This window comes from Microvirga antarctica, assembly GCF_017921815.1.
In the GTDB taxonomy this organism is placed as follows: domain Bacteria; phylum Pseudomonadota; class Alphaproteobacteria; order Rhizobiales; family Beijerinckiaceae; genus Microvirga; species Microvirga antarctica.
Genome location: NZ_JAGEMM010000003.1, coordinates 441801 through 459239, shown reverse-complemented (window position 1 = coordinate 459239; position 17439 = coordinate 441801). Strand labels below are relative to the sequence as shown.

The 17439-nt window shown below is 61.4% G+C and carries 13 protein-coding genes; 3 read left to right on the top strand and 10 right to left on the bottom strand.

Going from position 1 to position 17439, the window contains the following annotated elements; all coding sequences use genetic code 11:
* Window positions 1–14: 14 nt before the first annotated feature.
* The 3 genes from J4G32_RS13225 to iolE all read right to left on the bottom strand — a co-directional run bounded on the left by J4G32_RS13225 (window position 15) and on the right by iolE (window position 3199).
* Window positions 15–1118 (bottom strand): ABC transporter permease, encoded by a 1104-nt coding sequence (locus J4G32_RS13225; RefSeq protein WP_210494082.1) that lies wholly within the window; start codon window positions 1116–1118, stop codon window positions 15–17.
* 53 nt (window positions 1119–1171) lie between these two features.
* Window positions 1172–2158 carry a rhizopine catabolism ABC transporter substrate-binding protein gene (locus J4G32_RS13220; protein WP_210494079.1) on the bottom strand — a complete coding sequence of 329 codons (987 nt, stop codon included), beginning with the start codon at window positions 2156–2158 and terminating at the stop codon, window positions 1172–1174.
* Between the two features lie 141 nt (window positions 2159–2299).
* Entirely contained in the window at window positions 2300–3199 is a 900-nt protein-coding gene (iolE, locus tag J4G32_RS13215) for a myo-inosose-2 dehydratase (protein WP_210494072.1), read from the bottom strand.
* Between the two features lie 140 nt (window positions 3200–3339).
* On the opposite strand from iolE, the gene mocR reads away from it, so the two are divergent.
* Window positions 3340–4788, top strand: coding sequence for a rhizopine catabolism transcriptional regulator MocR (gene mocR, locus J4G32_RS13210; RefSeq protein ID WP_210494067.1), 1449 nt, complete (start codon window positions 3340–3342; stop codon window positions 4786–4788).
* 72 nt (window positions 4789–4860) lie between these two features.
* Here mocR and J4G32_RS13205 read toward each other — a convergent pair whose 3' ends face one another.
* The 6 genes from J4G32_RS13205 to J4G32_RS13180 all read right to left on the bottom strand — a co-directional run bounded on the left by J4G32_RS13205 (window position 4861) and on the right by J4G32_RS13180 (window position 14663).
* Window positions 4861–7428, bottom strand: coding sequence for a calcium-binding protein (locus tag J4G32_RS13205; RefSeq protein ID WP_210494063.1), 2568 nt, complete (start codon window positions 7426–7428; stop codon window positions 4861–4863).
* Window positions 7429–7744: 316 nt separating this feature from the next.
* The gene (locus tag J4G32_RS13200) at window positions 7745–10114 is read right to left on the bottom strand and encodes a glycoside hydrolase family 31 protein (RefSeq protein WP_210494061.1); all 2370 of its coding nucleotides are present in this window, start codon (window positions 10112–10114) and stop codon (window positions 7745–7747) included.
* Between the two features lie 21 nt (window positions 10115–10135).
* A complete protein-coding gene (locus tag J4G32_RS13195) occupies window positions 10136–11212 on the bottom strand; it encodes an ABC transporter ATP-binding protein (RefSeq protein WP_210494060.1) in 1077 nt (358 codons plus the stop codon).
* A 15-nt stretch (window positions 11213–11227) separates the two neighbouring features.
* Entirely contained in the window at window positions 11228–12283 is a 1056-nt protein-coding gene (locus J4G32_RS13190) for a carbohydrate ABC transporter permease (RefSeq protein WP_210494059.1), read from the bottom strand.
* Window positions 12283–13305 carry a carbohydrate ABC transporter permease gene (locus J4G32_RS13185; RefSeq protein ID WP_425515515.1) on the bottom strand — a complete coding sequence of 341 codons (1023 nt, stop codon included), beginning with the start codon at window positions 13303–13305 and terminating at the stop codon, window positions 12283–12285. Before J4G32_RS13185 ends, J4G32_RS13190 begins: the two co-directional genes overlap by 1 nt.
* A gap of 77 nt (window positions 13306–13382) precedes the next feature.
* On the bottom strand, window positions 13383–14663 hold the full coding sequence (locus J4G32_RS13180) for an ABC transporter substrate-binding protein (protein WP_210494055.1): 1281 nt from the start codon (window positions 14661–14663) through the stop codon (window positions 13383–13385).
* A 332-nt stretch (window positions 14664–14995) separates the two neighbouring features.
* On the opposite strand from J4G32_RS13180, the gene J4G32_RS13175 reads away from it, so the two are divergent.
* Window positions 14996–16006, top strand: coding sequence for a LacI family DNA-binding transcriptional regulator (locus J4G32_RS13175; RefSeq protein ID WP_210494053.1), 1011 nt, complete (start codon window positions 14996–14998; stop codon window positions 16004–16006).
* A gap of 110 nt (window positions 16007–16116) precedes the next feature.
* Entirely contained in the window at window positions 16117–16983 is an 867-nt protein-coding gene (locus tag J4G32_RS13170; RefSeq protein ID WP_425515514.1) for a lytic transglycosylase domain-containing protein, read from the top strand.
* Between the two features lie 11 nt (window positions 16984–16994).
* On the opposite strand, the gene J4G32_RS13165 is transcribed toward J4G32_RS13170, so the two are convergent.
* Window positions 16995–17291 carry an HlyU family transcriptional regulator gene (locus J4G32_RS13165; protein WP_210494041.1) on the bottom strand — a complete coding sequence of 99 codons (297 nt, stop codon included), beginning with the start codon at window positions 17289–17291 and terminating at the stop codon, window positions 16995–16997.
* Between the last annotated feature and the right edge of the window lie 148 nt (window positions 17292–17439).

Sequence of the window (17439 nt, the reverse complement as noted above, 5' to 3'; positions counted from 1 at the left end):
AAACGTTTCACGCATCACCGTGCCTCCAACGCCTTCCGTCGCACGTAATTGTTGACAAGGACCGCCACGAGCACCATGAGGCCGAGAAATACCATGAAGTAATCGCTGTCGATGCCGGTGTAGAAAATGCCCATCGCCACCGTTCCGAAGATCAGCGAGCCCAGCATGGCCCCGATGGCAGAGCCGTAACCACCGGTCAGCAAGGTGCCGCCGATCACCGTGGCAATGACCGCCTCAAACTCCTTCTGTGTTCCGCGAAGAGTGTCGGCGGATCCGGTCTCCAGGACCTGGATCGTGGCAAAAAGTGTTGCCGCGCACGAAGCCCCCACAAACAGAAGAACCTTGACCCGCGTGACCGGGACGCCAACATTGCGCGCGGCCTGCTCGTCGCCGCCGACGGCAAAAATCCAGTTGCCGAATTCAGTCTTCACCAGCAGCCAGGTGACCGCAGCCGTCAGGACGAGCCACCAGGCAATCGACATCGGGAGGCCCTGAACCAAGGGCACGCCATCCGGACGGGTCGCGATCCATCCCGCTTGTCCAAGCCACGAAAAAACACCTGACCCGAACTTGCCTCCGAACAGCCAGACGATGTCTGACTCCGTCGTGTTCTTGGTGATGTAGGGAATCTGGGTTCGTCCTGTCAGGGCGCGCGTCACGGAGAGACTGAGACCCCGTAGAACGAAATAGCTCGCGAGCGTGACGATGAACGAAGGCAGGCCCGTTCGCGCGACCAGCAACCCGTTGGTGGCCCCGATCACCATTGCAAACGCGAAGGCAATCAGAACCGATAGCCAGATCGGCAAACCGAATTGCACCACTGCGATTCCGATCGTGATTCCAGCAAAGCCGATCATCGATCCAATGGAGAGGTCGAACTCGCCGCCGATCATCAGGAGCGCAACCGCGGCAGCAAGAATGCCAAGTTGTGCCGAGACATGAAGGAAATTGACAACACCCAGGGCGCTGAACAATCCGCTGTCTCCGGCCGTGACGGCGAAGAATCCAAATGTGAATACAGTCGCGCCGAGCGCGCCGAGCTCGGGCCGCCGCAATCCGCGAGAAATCAACCGAACGAGTCGATTTCGCCGGAGCGGTACTGTCTGTTGAATGGGCATGAACGTTCTCTTCGTGATCGGGCGAGCGCGGCCTTGCGGCCGCGCGTCGCGTGTCAGCGGATGCCCTGATCGCTCAGCGTCTTGATCGACGCTGCGTCGGCCTTGGTCACGAAAGATGGACCTGTGAGGATGTCGGTGACCGGAATCGTCTTGTACATCGCCCGCCCGGCCAGAAGGACCACCGGCAAATACCCCATCATGTATTGCTGGTTGTCGATGCCAAACATCATCTTGTCGGACTGCAAGGCGTCCAAGACCTCGGGCGAGAGATCGAAACTGCCGATCTTGAGCTTCTTGGTATATCCGCGCTCATCCAGCATCTTGAGAAGCGGTTCGGCCAACGTGGTCCCAAGCATCAGCATGCCATCCGTGCTCCGGTGCGAGGCCATGTAACCCTCGACGCGGCGGGCCGATTCCGTAGGGTCCAGAGAAACAGCGACTACCGATGCCTTTCCGCCGGTGGCTTTCAGCCCATCCGCCAGGCCCTGACACCGGCTGTCGAGGCTGACATTGCCGACCTCGTGGTTCACACACATGGCGTCCTTGACACCGGCTTTGCCCATGAGTTCGCCGGCTTGCACACCGTTGTCGTACTCGGATGCACTTCCGACGTAGAGATCAAGGCCCCAGGGCTTCACGACCTCGCCGCCGGAATCGATCACAATGACGGGGATTGCCGCGGCCTTCGCCGCCTTGATCGGGCCCTCGAGCGCAGTGGCATCGGGGATCGAGATCACGAGGCCGTCGGGTCGGGTCGCTGTAGCTGCCTCGATCATCTGCGCCAGTTTGACAACGTCGAAGCTGGCTGGTGCCTGATACTCGACTTTGACCTTCAGCGCCGAAGCCGCAGCCGTCATGCCGTTCTTGACCACTGTCCAGTAGGCATCGTTGGCCTGCCCATGGGTGACGAAGACGATCCGCACCGCTTCGGGTTTCTTGGCTTGCGCCAGAGACGGGGACGGCGCGCTGAGCACGCTGCCGAGCACCACAAAAGTCACTGTCAGAAAACGCCTCGCGTTCAATCCGAATTCGTTCAACATGTTCCTCACGATGAAGTCCCCACTTTTTATGGTTGAAGTCTCGCCGCGGCGTCAGTCGACACACGCATGCTCCGTTCTGGGTTCGCGCCGATGCGCTTGATCCTGGCAAGGCAGCCTGATGTGGCCGCCGCCGGTGGCCAGTCACTCCTCGACGATGAACCCTGCCGCTGTCGCGGCCGATTTGAGGTGGGCGTATCCCATGCGCGCATAGGTCAAAGGATGAGCTTTGGCCGGATCCTGCTCGGCTTCGACCACCAGCCAGCCCGCGTAACCTGCTCCAGCTAGCATGGCGAGGAGACGCCCAAAGGGCACCTCACCGTCACCGGGAACAGTGAAAATGCCCGCGAGGACCGCCTCCATGAAACTCATGTCGTTGCGGCGCGCCTGCGCCATCACGGCCGGCCGGTAATCCTTGCAATGGAAGTGAACGACACGATCAAGATGACGTTCGAGAAGGGCTTCCGGGTCCCCGCCGGCGAACACGCAATGGCCGGTATCGAAGAGGAGGCCAACGGCCTTGCCGGTGTGCCGCATCAGGGAATCGATCTCGGTATCCGTCTCGACGATCGTTCCCATATGGTGGTGGAACGCCATGGCGACGCCAAAATCAGCCATTTTCTCTGCCAATCGGGTAATCTTGGCGCCATAGGCCGGCCAATCCCGCTCAGGAAGCTTGGGTCGCTCCGATATCGGGCGGAAGATGGCGTCGTGCCGCCCCCATGAGGTATCGGCATACACGACATGCTTTGCGCCAAGGTCTCGAAGAAGCGAGAGGTGCGGCAGCACGGCGTCGAATTCCGCGTCCACCTCGCGCTCGAGGATGCGCCCATCATACCAGCCCGACACCAGTTCGAGGTGAAACTTTGACAGCGCGCCTGCGAGCGCCCCGCTCTCGCGCGGGTACTTTCCGCCGAGTTCAGTCCCGCGGTAGCCAGCCTTGCGCATTTCAGCCAGGCAGACTTCGAGGGGCGTATCTCCCCCGAGCGACGGCACGTCGTCGTTGGTCCAGGTGATGGGATTGATCCCGATCTTCACGCCCATGCTCACGCTCCCAGCCGCCGTTATCGCCGCTGCGCCATACTAGGAAGCGCTGCACCCTCCGCGAGGGCCGGTTCCCGCAATTTCAATGGAGCCAGTTTTGAATTTATGTTACGTTATAATAAATTGCAGGAGGAGCCGAATTGGCTCAGACCTTTCCCCTCTTCGCCCTTTCGCTGGACCGGACGTCCAGTGTCCCGTTGCACCGGCAGCTCTATGAGGCCCTGCGAGACCTCATCCAGAGGCGGGCACTGCCCGCTGGTGCCGATCTGCCGTCGACGCGCGCTCTCGCGCAGGATCTGGGAATCGCCCGCAACACGGTGACGGCGGCCTACGATCAACTCACGGCAGAGGGCTATGGCGTGGCGCGACCAGGCGCCCGCACGGTCGTCGTCGACCTGCCGATCCGCCCGCTCAGTGCAGAGGAAACCCCGCCGGCGCAACGCCGCCCCTTGTCCAAGCGAGGCGAGTTGATGACCCGGCAGCCATTTCATTATGGCCGCCCAGGCGGCACCGCATTTCACCCCGGCCTCCCAGACGCCGCCAATTTTCCGTTCGGTCTGTGGGGACGGCTTCTGACGCGCCGCGCGCAGCATGCCCGCGACGCCCTGTTCGGAACTTACCACGTGGAAGGCTACCCCGATCTTCGTCGGGCGATTGCCAATTATCTGAAGGTCGCCCGCGGCGTGCGCTGCACGCCTGACCAGATCCTGATCACCACTGGAGCACAGGCCGGATTGGATCTACTGGCGCGGCTGCTGCTCGATCCCGGCGACAGCGTGTGGATGGAGGAACCCGGCTATTATGGTGCCCAATCGGCTTTTGTTGCCGCTGGCGGGACACTGGCGCCGCTCGCCGTGAGCGAAGGTGTATGGGATCTCACACGGCCACCTGCTCGCCGCCTGAAGCTTATCTACGTGACTCCCTCATGCCAGCATCCACTCGGTGCTTCGATGCGGATGGAGCAGCGGTTGCAACTTCTGGAGATTGCAGAGACGCTCAATGCGTGGATCATCGAAGACGATTTCGATGGAGAATATCGCTTCCAGGGTCAGCCAATACCAGCCATGCAGGGCTTCGACCATGACGAGCGTGTCATCTATGTCGGGACGTTCGCAAAAATTCTGTTTCCGGCGCTACGGCTCGGGTTCATCGTTCTGCCGCCCTCGCTGAAAAACGGCATCGTCAACGCTCTCAGCCTCACAGGGCAGTTTGCGCCGCTCATGCTGCAGGCCGCGCTGGCAGACTTCATCGAGCAAGGCCACATGGCGCGTCACCTGAGACGCATGCGCCGCATCTACGCGTCGCGCCGGCAAACCTTCAAGGACCTCGTCCAGTCCCATCTCGGGGATTGGCTCACCATGGTGCCGGGCGATTCTGGAATCCAGATGGCGGGTCTCCTGCGACACCCCATCTCCGATCACACGCTTGTTCTTGCTGCGCGAGAGCGGGGCATCAACATGTCGGCCTTGTCGATGCATTACCGTCATGGCCGCGAAAAATCGGGGCTTGTGATGGGGTACGCGGCAAGCAACGAAGCGGCGATGGTGCAGGGTCTGGAGACGCTTCGCAGCCTGCTGCCTCCCGGGTGACAGCGCGAGAAGCTTCAGGCAACAAAAAACCTCCCGACCGAAGTCGGGAGGTTCTCGTCATGCAGAGACGTCTTAGATCACGAAGAAGTCGTGATAGGTCATCTTGAGACCCTTCTTCAACGTCGCAATCTCAACCTGAGCTTTTCCGCCAGACCCGTCTGCGTCGTAATAGAGCACACCCGTCTTGTTGTTGAAGATCACATAGTCGTTCTTGTCCTTGGCGTGGTCGCCAATGGTGAAGAACGCCTTGTTAAGCTCCTTCGGCGAGGCTTCTGTCCCCTTTCCGAGTGTCTTGAAGACGGCATTGTCGAGGTAGACCGAGTCGTCCCTGACGTTGAAGTCGGAGATCTTGTCGACGTTTGTCTTCTTGTTCGGCGACGTGTCGAACACGAAGGCATCCTTGCCAAGCCCGCCAGTCAGCACGTCCTTGCCAAGGCCACCGTAGAGCTTGTCATTGCCCGCACCGCCCGACAGGACATCGTTTCCGCCGAGACCCTTGAGGATGTCATTCCTGACCGTTCCACCGATCTTATCGTTGAATGCGCCGCCATTGATCTTCAGGCTATCGCCCGCAGCCAGCGGTACCGACAGCGCCGCATACTGCGCCTTGGAGAGGGTAAGAACGCCATCCTTTGCGTCGATGGAATCGACGCCGCGGCCCGCGAGTTCCGCAATCTGCGACGCGGACAGCGCACTCAAGGCAGCGCCAGTGTCGGAGAGCGTCACGGTGTCGGCGCCGGTCAAAGCCACGCCGCCAAGTGCAAGATACTGCGCAAGCGACAGATTGAGCACATTGTCCGTCGTGTCGATGACGTCCACACCCTTTGCACCAAGCTGCGCAACTTGCGATGCGCTCAGCCCGCTGAGGGTGAAGCCGTTATCGGCCAGAGTGACAGAGTCACCCGCGGCCAAGGATGCCGCACCCAGGGACGCGAACTGCGCAACGCTGAACTGGACGATGTTGTCGCTGGCATCGAACGAATCGACCCCACGTGCCGAGAAGGCCGCAATATCGGCTGCCGAGAGGCCGCTGATAGCCGCTCCCGTATCAACGATCGAGACGGCATCCCCAGCAGCGAATGACACGCCACCCAGTGCATTGGCCTGAGCGATGGACAGAACGAGTGCGTCATCGCTTGCGTCGATTCGATCGACACCCTGGCCGGCCAACGCTGCCATTTCGGGGATGGTGAGCCCTTCGAGATTGGCACGCGTGTCGGACAGAGTCACAACGTCGACCGCGGTGAGCGTGACGGCACCGAGAGCGCCCAACTGTGCGATGGAGAGCGACAGCGCATTGTCGGTTGCGTCAAGCGTGTCGATCCCCGCTGCTGCGAGGGCCGCAAGCTGTACGGTCGTCAAGGTGCCCAACGCAGCGCCTGTATCGGCCAAGGAGACCGTATCACCGGCCGCCAAAGTCACAGCACCGAGCGCGTTGAACTGGGCCACCGACAGTGCGAGGACATCGTCACTGGCGTCGAGCGACACGATGCCCTTGGCGGCAAGGCCACCGATCTGCACGCTTGTCAAAGTCGCGATAGCAGCGCCTGTATCGGCGACGTTGACAGTGTCTGAGGCGTCAAACGTGATCGGTCCCAGCGCAGCGGTCGCGGCAGCCGAAAGGGTAACGGTGTTATCACTGGCATCGAGCACGTCGACCTGCTTGGCGACCAGCGCCGCAACCTCTGCGGCCGTCAGCGCGCTCAAGGCCGCACCGGTATCGGCAACGGTCACGAGGTCGCCCGCAGTCAGTTGCACCGTTCCCAATGCGTTCATCATGTCGAGCGAGTAGGTGAGCACGTCGTCGACTGCGTCGATGACGTCAACGCCCAGGCCCTGAAGCGTTGCAACCTGCGCCGCGGACCCGCCGGAGAGCACGGCACCGAATTCCGCCAGAGTGACTACGTCACCGGCCGTCAGGGCCACTGCACCCAACTGGGAGAGCTGTGCGGTGTCGAGGGTCAGCACGTCGTCGGTCGCATCGATAAAGTCGACGCCCTTGCCAGCCAGCGCCCCAATGTCGGCCGGCGCGAGAGCGCCGATCGCAGCGCCGGTGTCGGCGAGGGTAACCGCATCACCGGCCGTCAGGGTCACTGCGCCCAGCTGGGCGAGCTGCGCGGTGCTGAGCGCCAGCACGTCGTCGGTCGCATCGATAATGTCGACGTTCTTGCCAGCCAGCGCACCAATCTCGGTCGGCGTGAGAGCGCCGATGGCAGCGCCAGTGTCTGCGAGAGTAACAACATCACCGGTCGTCAGGGTCACTGCGCCCAGCTGGGCGAGTTGCGCGGCGCTGAGGGCCAACACGTTGTCGGTCGCATCGATGATGTCGACGTTCTTGCCAGCCAGCGCACCAATCTCGGTTGGCGTGAGAGCGCCGATCGCAGCGCCAGTGTCTGCGAGAGTAACCGCATCACCGGCAGTCAGGGTCACTGCGCCCAGCTGGGCGAACTGCGTGGTGTTCAGTGCCAGAACGTCGTCGGTCGCATTGATGGAGTCGACATTGTTTCCAGCCAGCTCGCCGATTTCCGTGGGCGTGAGAGCGCCGATGGCAGCGCCTGTATCGGCCAGGACGACGTTGTCGAGTGCGTCGAAGGGTTTACCGAGATTATAGTCAATTAGGTTTACTGTTACATCAGCCATGGGTACGCCTCAAATGTCCTTCGTTGCCTCCAGACGCCCGCGGCGACGGCCGCAATCGGGAGGATTCTCGGGCCATAAGAGACACGAAGTCGGACGGCAGCGCTAATACCCAAAGAGGGTATTCCTACCACTCAATGAGGGTATTATTTGCGGCGCAAAAGGTCCTTTTGGCCGATTTATTGTTGCATTTTCTTGCGCTCTTCGATTCGAAGTTGCACCGCCGTTGCCGAAAGTTCATTCCTTCACGATGTGCAGTGCGAGTTACTCATTTAACGAGATATCGTTATTGGCGCCATCCGCTCACGACATTGACGGCTCAAAAAAATGGATCGCCCGGAACAAGCTTGATGGGCTCGCCCGGAGTCGACCGAATGATGAGGCCGGGAGAGATCGCTCTTACCTGCAGCTCTTCGAAGGCTGGCCGATAATCGCCCGCTGCTTCATAGGATAGAACGAGTACGCCGCCTTGGGGCGCGAGCGTGAATCGCACGACCAACCCGCCTCCTGACCGCCAACTCGCAGCGTCGCCATTGTCTTCATAAAGTTCAGTCGAGGACGGCAGCGCAGGTGAACCGAACACCACCAACTCGCGGTGCACATCAGACTGCGGATCGATCCCGCCGAACTGGCTCCCGAGCGGCACCATTGCACCGGCGCGGACAAAGACCGGCAAGCGTCCCAAAGGCGCCTGAACCTTGACCTGTTGGCCGCCCCGGATATGGGTCCCGTCGTGAAAGTCGTACCAACCGCCGGCATGCACCGGCAGATAGATATCGCGCGCCACGGCGCCCTCTTCGAGAACGGGAGCCACCAACACGTCTGGTCCGAGCATGAAAGCGTCCTGCACGTCCCTCGCCGCGGCATCGTCGCCGAAATCAAAAAAGAGCGGTCGGATGACCGGTTCGTCGGCAAGCGATGCCCGCCACATCTGAGTGTAGAGATAGGGCATGAGACGATAGCGAAGCTGGATGGCGGAGCGAACCTCTGCCATCACGCTTTGATGCATCCACGGGAGATTGACGACACCGTCGTCCTTCCAGGAGTTCATGACAAAGCGTGGCCAGAGCGAACAAAACTCGACGAACCGACAAAACAGCTCGGGTGTTGGACTCGGCCCGTGAAACCCTCCGACGTCATGACCGATGTTGAACATGCCGGAGAGACTCATATTCAGTCCCTGGGTCAGGTTGAAGCGAAGTGTCTTCCAGGCCGTCTCATTGTCGCCCGACCAGGTCTGGGCGTAGCGCCAAAGCCCCGCGGCCCCGCCCCGCGTGACCGCATAGGGGCGCTTATGCGGATGCTGAGCCTGCTGCGCCTCGTAGGACAGCTTGGTCATCAGCAGCGGTTGGGCCGGTCGCGCGAGGGATTGAGCAAAAGGCCTGCCATCCCCATCACAGACAGCGTCTTCGTCCCAGATTTCGAATTCATTGTTGTCGTTCCAGACGGACACGACCCCATAGTCCAGCAATGTCGTTTTAATGCCGGCCCGCCACCAGGCTCTTCCGGCCGGATTGGTAAAATCCATGTGGAATCCTAGGCCATCCCAGAATTGCGCCAGCGCTGGCCGACCCGTCTGCGCATCCCGCACGAGAATGTCGGCCGCCATGGCTTCGGGAAGGCGCGGATGATCGTCCAACAGACATGGCTTCAAATTGGTGACAGGCTCCATCCCAGCAGCTTTGAGCCGCGCCATGGTGGCGGCCGGGTCGGGGAATTTGTCGCGATTCCAGTTGAAGGCGTAGCGGCGGTGTCCGATGGAGGTGTAGCCAGAGCCGAAATGGAAACTGTCGCAGGGAACGTCATAGTGACGACACTTGTCGATGAAATCCGAGATCCGCGCGTCGGCGTCCGGCGCATCGGCGATCGTCATCGAGGTGGTGCCAAAACCGAGGGACCATTTCGGCGCAAAGGCCTGTCCGCCCGTGAGCCAGGAAAACCGTCGGACGACCGCCGGAATCGTGGGACCGGCCATCACGTAGAAATCGAGATCGCCATCCTGCGCCGAATATGACCGAAACAATCCATGGTAGTTGTCGAGCGTGCAGCCGAGATCCATCTCGCCGACCGCCATGTTGTCGTAGAAGACCCCGTGCGCGCCGGTCGGGCCGTCGACCAGCAGGAACGGAATCATCTTGTAGAGTGGGTCGCTCAGCTCGGCGTCAAATCCACAGGGATCGACGGCATCGATCTTGAACCGGCGGCCAGTGTGATCGAGAGGGCCGGCTTTGTCTCCAAGGCCATAGTGACGCTCGCCTTTGTCCCGAGCCATGACATGCTGCAATGTGCCGGTCTTGTTCGACACAAAGTAAGCCTGCGTGGCGCGATCATGGAGAAACGGGGTTGTTTCGCCGGATCTGAACCACGCGATTCCAAAGGGAGCCAGTGTCACCTCTGCCCGCAGGCCACCGCCCGTCAGCACGACTTTGCCGTCGGCCTCACTCGCCTCAGCCTTCGGGCAGGTAAAGCCGGACAGGTCGTCCCGCAGACGGCCCTCATAGGGGGGCTCGAGACCGCCGGGCGCAATAGACCAGCCGCGATCCAACCGGTATCCATTCCCGCGTCGAAGCAGCACCCGTCCGATATCATGCTCCACGATACCGACTCGAAGCTCCGCGCCGGCCTCAAGAGTAAACACCGCCCAAATACCGTCGCGACCGCCGTAGCGCCCTTCCACCAAAGCCTTCATCGATGTGTCTCCTGAGAACGATCAGTTGGCGCGCAGCGCGCGTCCGGCAACGTCAAAAAGGTGAAACGCGTCTCGCCTGAAGTGCAGCCTGAGCCGTGTTCCGCGCTGGTAGGCTGTCTGGCCATCCTGCTTGACCGTGATCTGCGCCAGACCCGGCGTCGAGCCGTAGAGGTAGGTCTCGCCGCCGAGATGCTCGACGAGATCCAGGGTGATGGCGAGGTCCGCATCGTCCCGCGCAGTCACGTCCATATGCTCCGGTCGCACACCGAGCGTGATCTCGTCATCCACGTGCAGCCCCTCCGGCAGCGGCATCGCAATCATGTGCGGTTCGTTGCCAATGCGGATGGCGTCCGGTCCGACAACACGGCCTGGCAGCAGGTTCATGCGCGGGGAACCAATGAAGCCAGCCACAAACAGGTTGGCAGGTCGGTTATAGACGTCGAGCGGAGTGCCTATCTGCTCGATCCGTCCGGCGCGAAGGACCACGATGCGGTCGGCCAAGGTCATGGCCTCGACCTGGTCGTGCGTGACGTAGATCATGGTCCCGCCGATCTGTCCGTGAAGGGCCGCGAGCTCCTTCCGGGTCGCGACTCGCAGCTCCGCGTCGAGGTTCGAAAGCGGCTCGTCGAAGAGGAAGATCTTGGGGTCGCGGACGATCGCGCGGCCGATGGCCACGCGCTGTCTCTGCCCGCCGGATAGAGCCTTTGGCTTGCGGTCGAGATAGTCCGTGAGCTGCAGCATCTGCGCCGCTCGCCGCACACGCTGGTCAATCTCCTGTCGTCCGAGCCCCATGTTCTCGAGGGCGAACGCCATGTTCTTGAAGACGCTCATGTGCGGATAGAGGGCGTAGGACTGGAACACCATGGCAAGGCCGCGGTCGGAGGCCGGCACGCCCACGACGCTATGACCGTCAATCAGAATCTCTCCCTCACTCACATGCTCGAGTCCCGCGATGATGCGCAGCAGCGTGGACTTGCCGCAACCGGACGGCCCGACAAACACGACGAACTCACCGTCGGCGATGTCCAGATCGATGCCGTGGAGGATCTTGGCCGCTCCATAGGACTTCTTGATGTCGACGAGCTTCAGCTCAGCCATGGGTCATCCGGAGAGTTATTTCATCCCGGTATTGGCAATACCGGTGGTGATGAAGCGTTGCAGGAAGACGAAGACGATGGCGACCGGAATGAGTGTCACCATCGTCATGGCGAGAAGGAAATGCCACTGCGTCTGCAGTTCGCCCTGGAAGGCGTTGAGCCCGATCTGCAGCGTATAGACTTCCGTCTTGGTGAGCACAGCGAGCGGCCACAGGAACTCGTTCCAGCGCCACATGATGGAAAATATCGCCAGCACTGCAAGGGCCGGAAGAGTCAGCGGCATCACGATGCGCCAGTAAATCTGCCACTCCGATGCCTTGTCCATGCGGGCCGCCTCGATCAGGTCAGGGGGCAGCGTCAGCATGTACTGGCGAAGGAGAAAAACACCCGTTGGAGTGGCCGCCCCGGGAAGGATGACGGCCCAGAGAGAATTGACGAGACCGAATTCGGTCACCACCAGATAGACTGGCACGAGAATAATCGTGATGGGGATCATCAACGTTCCGATCACCAGAACCATGGCGGTATTCTTGCCACGAAATTCATAAATGGACAGAGCGTAGGCCGCCATCGAGTTGATCAAAAGCGTGATGAGCGTGGCGACGACGGTCACAAAGACCGAGTTACCGAGGAAGCGCATGAAGGCAAAACGCTGCAGCGGCTCGGTATAATTCGATGTCGCCAGAGAGAATTCCCGGACCGGAATACGCCGCTCGATCGGAACCCGAAACTGCTGCGATGGATCGGATGGATCGACCATCTGCGCCACAATTCCGATGCGTCGGACCTGGGCGAGATGCCGCGTCGTGCCGTCTTCGAGCGTTGCGGCGAACAACGGCAGTGGCTGAGGATAGCCATCAACGACCACCTCCTTCTGTGCCAAGGGCAGCAACGTCGGTGGGAATTCCAGCAACCCGGCCTGCGTCTTGAAGGATGAGAGCGCCAGCCATGCCACGGGCCCGAACATCAGGATCACGCCAATGCAAAGGTAGGTGTAGGCGGCAACGTCCGTCCAGTGCCATCGCCCGGCTCGCCGGCGGGACGTGAGGATCCGCGAAAGGGTTGTTCCCATCACGCCGCCTTTCGTCGCGAGAGGGCCAGTTGCAGGCCTGTGAGCAGGCAGAGCACGACGCCAAGGACCACTGAGGCTGCAGCCGCGAGTCCGAAATTCTGCACCTGATTGGAGAAGGCAGTCTCGTAGATGTACTGCACGATCATCAGTGTGGCGGTCCCCGGACCGCCACCGGTGAGCACGAAGACTTCGTCGAATGTCTGAACGCCGCGGATCAACGCGAGCACGATCACAACGATGAGATTCGGCCAGAGGAGCGGGAGGGTCAACCGCAGGAAGACCCGCCAGCGCGGTGTCGCGTCCATTTCGGCCGCCTCATAGATATCGGAGGGGATGGCCTGCAGACCCGCGAGAAGGATGAGGGTGTAGAATCCCATATGAGCCCAGATCGACACGAACACGGCCCAGAACATCGCCCAACCGGGCTCGACGAGGAACAGGATCCGCTCGCCCCCAAGCCCAATAATGCCCGCATTCAACAGGCCGTCGCGTTGCAAGATCCATTTCCAGATCAGCGCGACGACAACCGGAGAAAGGAGAACCGGGAAGAAATAGACCGCGCGAAAAAATCCGCGACCGCGAATTTTCATGTTCAGCACGACGGCGGTCAGGAGCGACAGGAGAACCATCGCGACGACCTGGGAAGCGGTGAACCTGAACGTGTTGGCAACGCCGCGCCAGAAATGGTCCTCCCGGCAAGTGCTCGGATCGAGGTAAGATCCGCAGTCGAACAGATAGGCATATTGCCCGGCACCCACGAAGGGCCGTTCGGACGGGAACAGGGCCGGTCCGCCCGTGACCGAGAAAATCACGTTGATGACGATCGGAGCGAAGACGAAGAGGCTGAAGAAAATGAGGTTTGGGAGCAGAAAGACATAGGCCATCCGCTGCTCGCCAAGCGCACGCTGGAGCGCCCGCATCGGATAGTCGACAATGCGCATCGCCAGCACAAACGGGATGCCGAGCCAGGCGACGATGCTTGGGCGTGCTGTCGTCTTCGGAAGGGGTTCAACGCCGGGCATGGGCGACCGTTCTGTCATCGGCTGTCTGCGCGCAAGGGACCCCGGGCCATCATCGCAATGGCCCGGAATCGGCATTATTATTTCTTGTTCCGCTCGGCGATCTGCTGGTCGACATCGCTGGCGATCCGCTTATACGCCTCGTCCAGCGTGGATTCGCCCGTAATGGCCTGCCCAAGTCGGCTGATGGTCGCGTTGAAGATCACGCGGTTATTGACGTAGCCCTGCAAGCGGTTGGCAGCCGGCGCCAGCAAGTTGACCTGATCGCTGAACACTTTCAGCGCGGCCTTGCCGAGCGGTGAAGCATCCTTGTAGTCGAGGCCCTTCTTGGCGATCCCGAGATGGCCTGGCACGAAGAGCGAGCGCTGGTAGAATTCGGCCGCCACGTCTTCACTGGCGAGATACTCGATCACGCGCGCCACTTCCTTCGGATGCTGCGTCGTCTTGATGCCGACCAGCGCGGCCCCGCCCGGCATGCCGGAGCAGTTGGCCGGCCCGCAAGGCGTTGGCACCGCAACCCAGTCAAAAGCCGAGCCGATGGTCTTGTCGAACTGGCCGATCTGCCATGACCCCGACATGTACATCACAACTTGGGCGTTCTTGAATTCATCGTTGGCGCCGCGATAGGCAGTTCCCGAGACAGCGCCCCACAACTCCTTCGACATCACACCAGCCTTGTGCCAGTCGTAGACAAGCTGGGCGGCGCGCTTGAAACCGTCATCGATGACAGCGGGTTCGTCCTTGTCATTCAGCACCTTGGCGCCTTGCCCAATGGCAATGCCAAAGAATCGGTGGCCAGACCTGTCGACCGCGATCGGGAAAGGTGCCTGAACCTTTGCGGCGACTTCCTTCGTGGCCTTTGCCCAATCCTCCCAGGTCGCTTTTGGCCCAGGCATCGCAATGCCAGCCTGCTCGAACAAGGTCTTGTTGACGAACGGGCCGGTAACGGTGAGCTGCGTCATGTAGCCAGGGATCGAGGAGGTGTCGCCCGGGACCCGCATCCATGAGAGAAACGGGCCATAACTCGCCTCGAAATAGGCCGGGTTCTGGAGATGCGGACGCAGGTCCAGCATGTATTTCGCGATCCCGCCGAGATCTCCGACGCGGGCGATGTCCGGACCCTGGTTGGACGCCAGCTGAACCGGGAGGTTCTCGTTGATGGCCTTGAACGGAACCTGGTCGAGCACGACCTTGATGTCCTTGTTCTTCTCCTCGAAACGGCGCAGCAGGTCGGTCATCACCTCCCCCTCGTTGCCGTCGGAATACCACGTCATGCGCAGCGTCGTCTGGGCTTGAGCCTGGCTGGCGCCGAGGCAGAGGGCAAGCAGGCCGCTGCCCAGCAAAAGTCGTGTAGTCTTCATCGTCATCCTCCCTCAAAAGCTCGGTTGCCGGCCGTCCTTGCCCTGAGATTCATACGATGCGAGGTCGCACTGTGCGCGAGCCACGCAAACGCATTGCGCTCGCAGCCTCAGGCTGGGCAAGACATCGGAACGGAGACCGGCTTCGGCATGGCATTCCTCTCAGAACCGGGAGCGCTTCTCCTCGATCCTGCCCTGTAAGAACGGACCCCTTGCAAGGAGGAGTCTCATCTTGGGAGAGAGTTTGGCAAACGTTTGCCTAAATTGTCAATGCGGTTTCTGATGGGACTGATGCGGGACTCGACACTCCTCGGAAAACGGTGAGAAAAGGACCCATGAACAAGAAACGCCAGGTCACAACCGCCCCTGTCTCCCTAGCCCAGGTGGCGGCGGCGGCAGGGGTGTCCGTCGCCACCGTCTCGCGGATCGTGAATGGCCAGACCCAGCGCGCCTCGACCGAAACGGCGGCGCGCATCCGGGAGGTGATCGAGACACTCGGATACCGCCCCAACCATGTGGGACGAGCCCTGCGACGAAGGGAAAGCCGCATCGTCGCGATGCTGTCGCCCAATCTCGACAATCCGGCCATGGCGGCCATTGCCGCCTCGACGGAAGCCGCCCTCCGGGCGGCCGGCTATGTCATGATTCTGTGCGATACGCATGATCGCCCGGATCTGCAGGACGAGTACCTGCACGCCATGCGCTCACAGGGTGTTCGCGGCTATGTTCTGGTGAATGCCGTTGACAGCTTGGCTCTCGCCGGCGCCGTGGGACGGGGAGATCCCATCGTCTTTGTTGGTCGCCGCAACCCAGTTGGTCCTGGCCCCTTCGTCGGGATCGACAACTACCGGGCGGGTGCGGACGCGGCGGACCATTTCTGGTCACTCGGAATCAGACGGCCAGCCGTGATCTACCCATCTCAGGGCTCATCGACCACACGGGACCGCGTGGCTGGATTTATCGAGCGAATGCGCCATCTGGGTATCGCGGAGGATCAGATAAGACGAGCCGACGCGCCAGGACTCTCTCATCTGCAGGTTGGATACGAGGCCGCGCGTATCCTGGTCGGCACGGGCGACTGGCCAAGCGGGCTCTTGTGCGCCAGTGATCTCATGGCCTACGGCGCCTATCGCCTGGCCTGGGAACAGAGCGTTTCGATCCCTGCCGATTGCAGGATCCTGGGCGTGGATGACAATGCGCTCAATGCGTGGCTCGCTCCCTGGCTGACATCAGTCCATATTCCCTACGATGCGTTTGGCTCCCGTGTGGTGGCGCAGCTGGAGATCCTATGGAGAGGCGATCAGCCGGAGGACGACCTCCTGCCGCACAGGCTCGTCGCCCGCTAGCACGATCACTGCAACGGACACGTCGAGACGATGAAGATTTTTGGCAAGGCGGATCGGTCAGCCCCTCCTCCGCGTGTACTCTCGGCGCCGCAACGTTGGCGGAGATGATCGTGTCGCGGCACCCCGGGTTTTGGGCCTGCTTTCGCCTCGCTGCGCTCGCCACACTCGTCAGTGCGGCGGGGGCAGTGGCAACCCCTCTCCCCGCCACGGAAACAGTCGAACAGGCACTGTGCCGGCTGATCGAAGAGAGCGCGCGGTCACATGACATTCCGGTCGAATTTCTCACCCGACTCATCTGGCAGGAGAGTTCATTCCGCCCCCGCGTCGTCAGCCCGGCCGGTGCGCAGGGTATTGCGCAATTCATGCCGGGCACCGCTCAGGAGCGCGGCCTTGCCGATCCCTTCGATCCGGAACAGGCCATTCCGAAAGCGGCGTCACTGCTCGCGGACCTGACCACACGGTTCGGCAATCTCGGCCTTGCAGCCGCCGCGTATAACGGCGGCCCGGCTCGCGTGACGGGGTGGCTGGCGGCGCAGCGCACTCTGCCGTCGGAAACAAGGCAGTATGTCTTCGCGATCACGGGGCAATCGGCTGACGCATGGGCTGCCCGCCGCGGCCCGGAGGCGGATCAGACAGAGGCACCCACAGCGCCGCCCAGTTCCTGTCTCCAGGTCACCGCACTCCTGCGCCGACCGGGGAACGAGAGTATCGCGGAGGCGCCGTTCGCCCCATGGGGCGTGCAGCTCGCGGGCAATTTCTCGAAAGAGCGCGCGCTTCGATCATTCGCTCGGGCCCGAGAAACCTATGCGGCTGCTTTGGGCGACATCCAGCCGATGATTATTGGCACCAGGCTCAGGAGCCGCGGCACACGAGCATTCTATCGCGTCCGGGCTCCAGCGGCCACGCGCGAGGCCGCCAATGCCGTCTGTGGCAAGATTCGCGCCGCCGGCGGGGTATGTATCGTGCTGCGGAGTTGATCGCCACGCCGTCAATCGAAGATGCGATCACCCTGCTCGTCGATGATCTGCCGCCCTTTCGCAAGTGCGAAAGAACTCGCATCCTCGACGCTCGCATGGGTCTCCGCCCGAACGAACCGGTGCTCCTTTCGGCCTGTTTCCAGATCCCTTTCGATCAGTCCGGCGGTTTGAAACTGGCCTTTCGCCGGATAGGGCGTGGGAGTGATCAGATAGCCCTTGTACTCGGTCGCCTCAGCCACAGGGCGCGCCGATTCGGCCTTAGGGCCGCCAAAGAGGCTTGACCATAGTCTTTCCAGAACCGTCGCCATGTCTTGTGCGCCTTGAGAGTGATTCGCGACTGTCATTATACGCAATCGCGCATTTGTGCTTGCGTTGCACGCGACGCAACAATGCGCTCGGGGCATGAGGCCTGCCGCGGGCAAAAAATTGTCAAGCAACCAGACGATAAACGTGACT

Bases quoted from the DNA above. Each gene is read 5' to 3' on its own strand.
- iolE (WP_210494072.1), bottom strand. From the start codon at position 3,199: ATGGGCGTGAAGATCGGGATCAATCCCATCACCTGGACCAACGACGAC.
- J4G32_RS13195 (WP_210494060.1), bottom strand. From the start codon at position 11,212: ATGGCTGAGCTGAAGCTCGTCGACATCAAGAAGTCCTATGGAGCGGCC.
- J4G32_RS13180 (WP_210494055.1), bottom strand. From the start codon at position 14,663: ATGAAGACTACACGACTTTTGCTGGGCAGCGGCCTGCTTGCCCTCTGC.
- J4G32_RS13190 (WP_210494059.1), bottom strand. From the start codon at position 12,283: ATGGGAACAACCCTTTCGCGGATCCTCACGTCCCGCCGGCGAGCCGGG.
- J4G32_RS13205 (WP_210494063.1), bottom strand. From the start codon at position 7,428: ATGGCTGATGTAACAGTAAACCTAATTGACTATAATCTCGGTAAACCC.
- J4G32_RS13165 (WP_210494041.1), bottom strand. From the start codon at position 17,291: ATGGCGACGGTTCTGGAAAGACTATGGTCAAGCCTCTTTGGCGGCCCT.
- J4G32_RS13185 (WP_425515515.1), bottom strand. From the start codon at position 13,305: ATGCCCGGCGTTGAACCCCTTCCGAAGACGACAGCACGCCCAAGCATC.
- J4G32_RS13200 (WP_210494061.1), bottom strand. From the start codon at position 10,114: ATGAAGGCTTTGGTGGAAGGGCGCTACGGCGGTCGCGACGGTATTTGG.
- J4G32_RS13225 (WP_210494082.1), bottom strand. From the start codon at position 1,118: ATGCCCATTCAACAGACAGTACCGCTCCGGCGAAATCGACTCGTTCGG.
- J4G32_RS13175 (WP_210494053.1), top strand. From the start codon at position 14,996: ATGAACAAGAAACGCCAGGTCACAACCGCCCCTGTCTCCCTAGCCCAG.
- J4G32_RS13220 (WP_210494079.1), bottom strand. From the start codon at position 2,158: ATGTTGAACGAATTCGGATTGAACGCGAGGCGTTTTCTGACAGTGACT.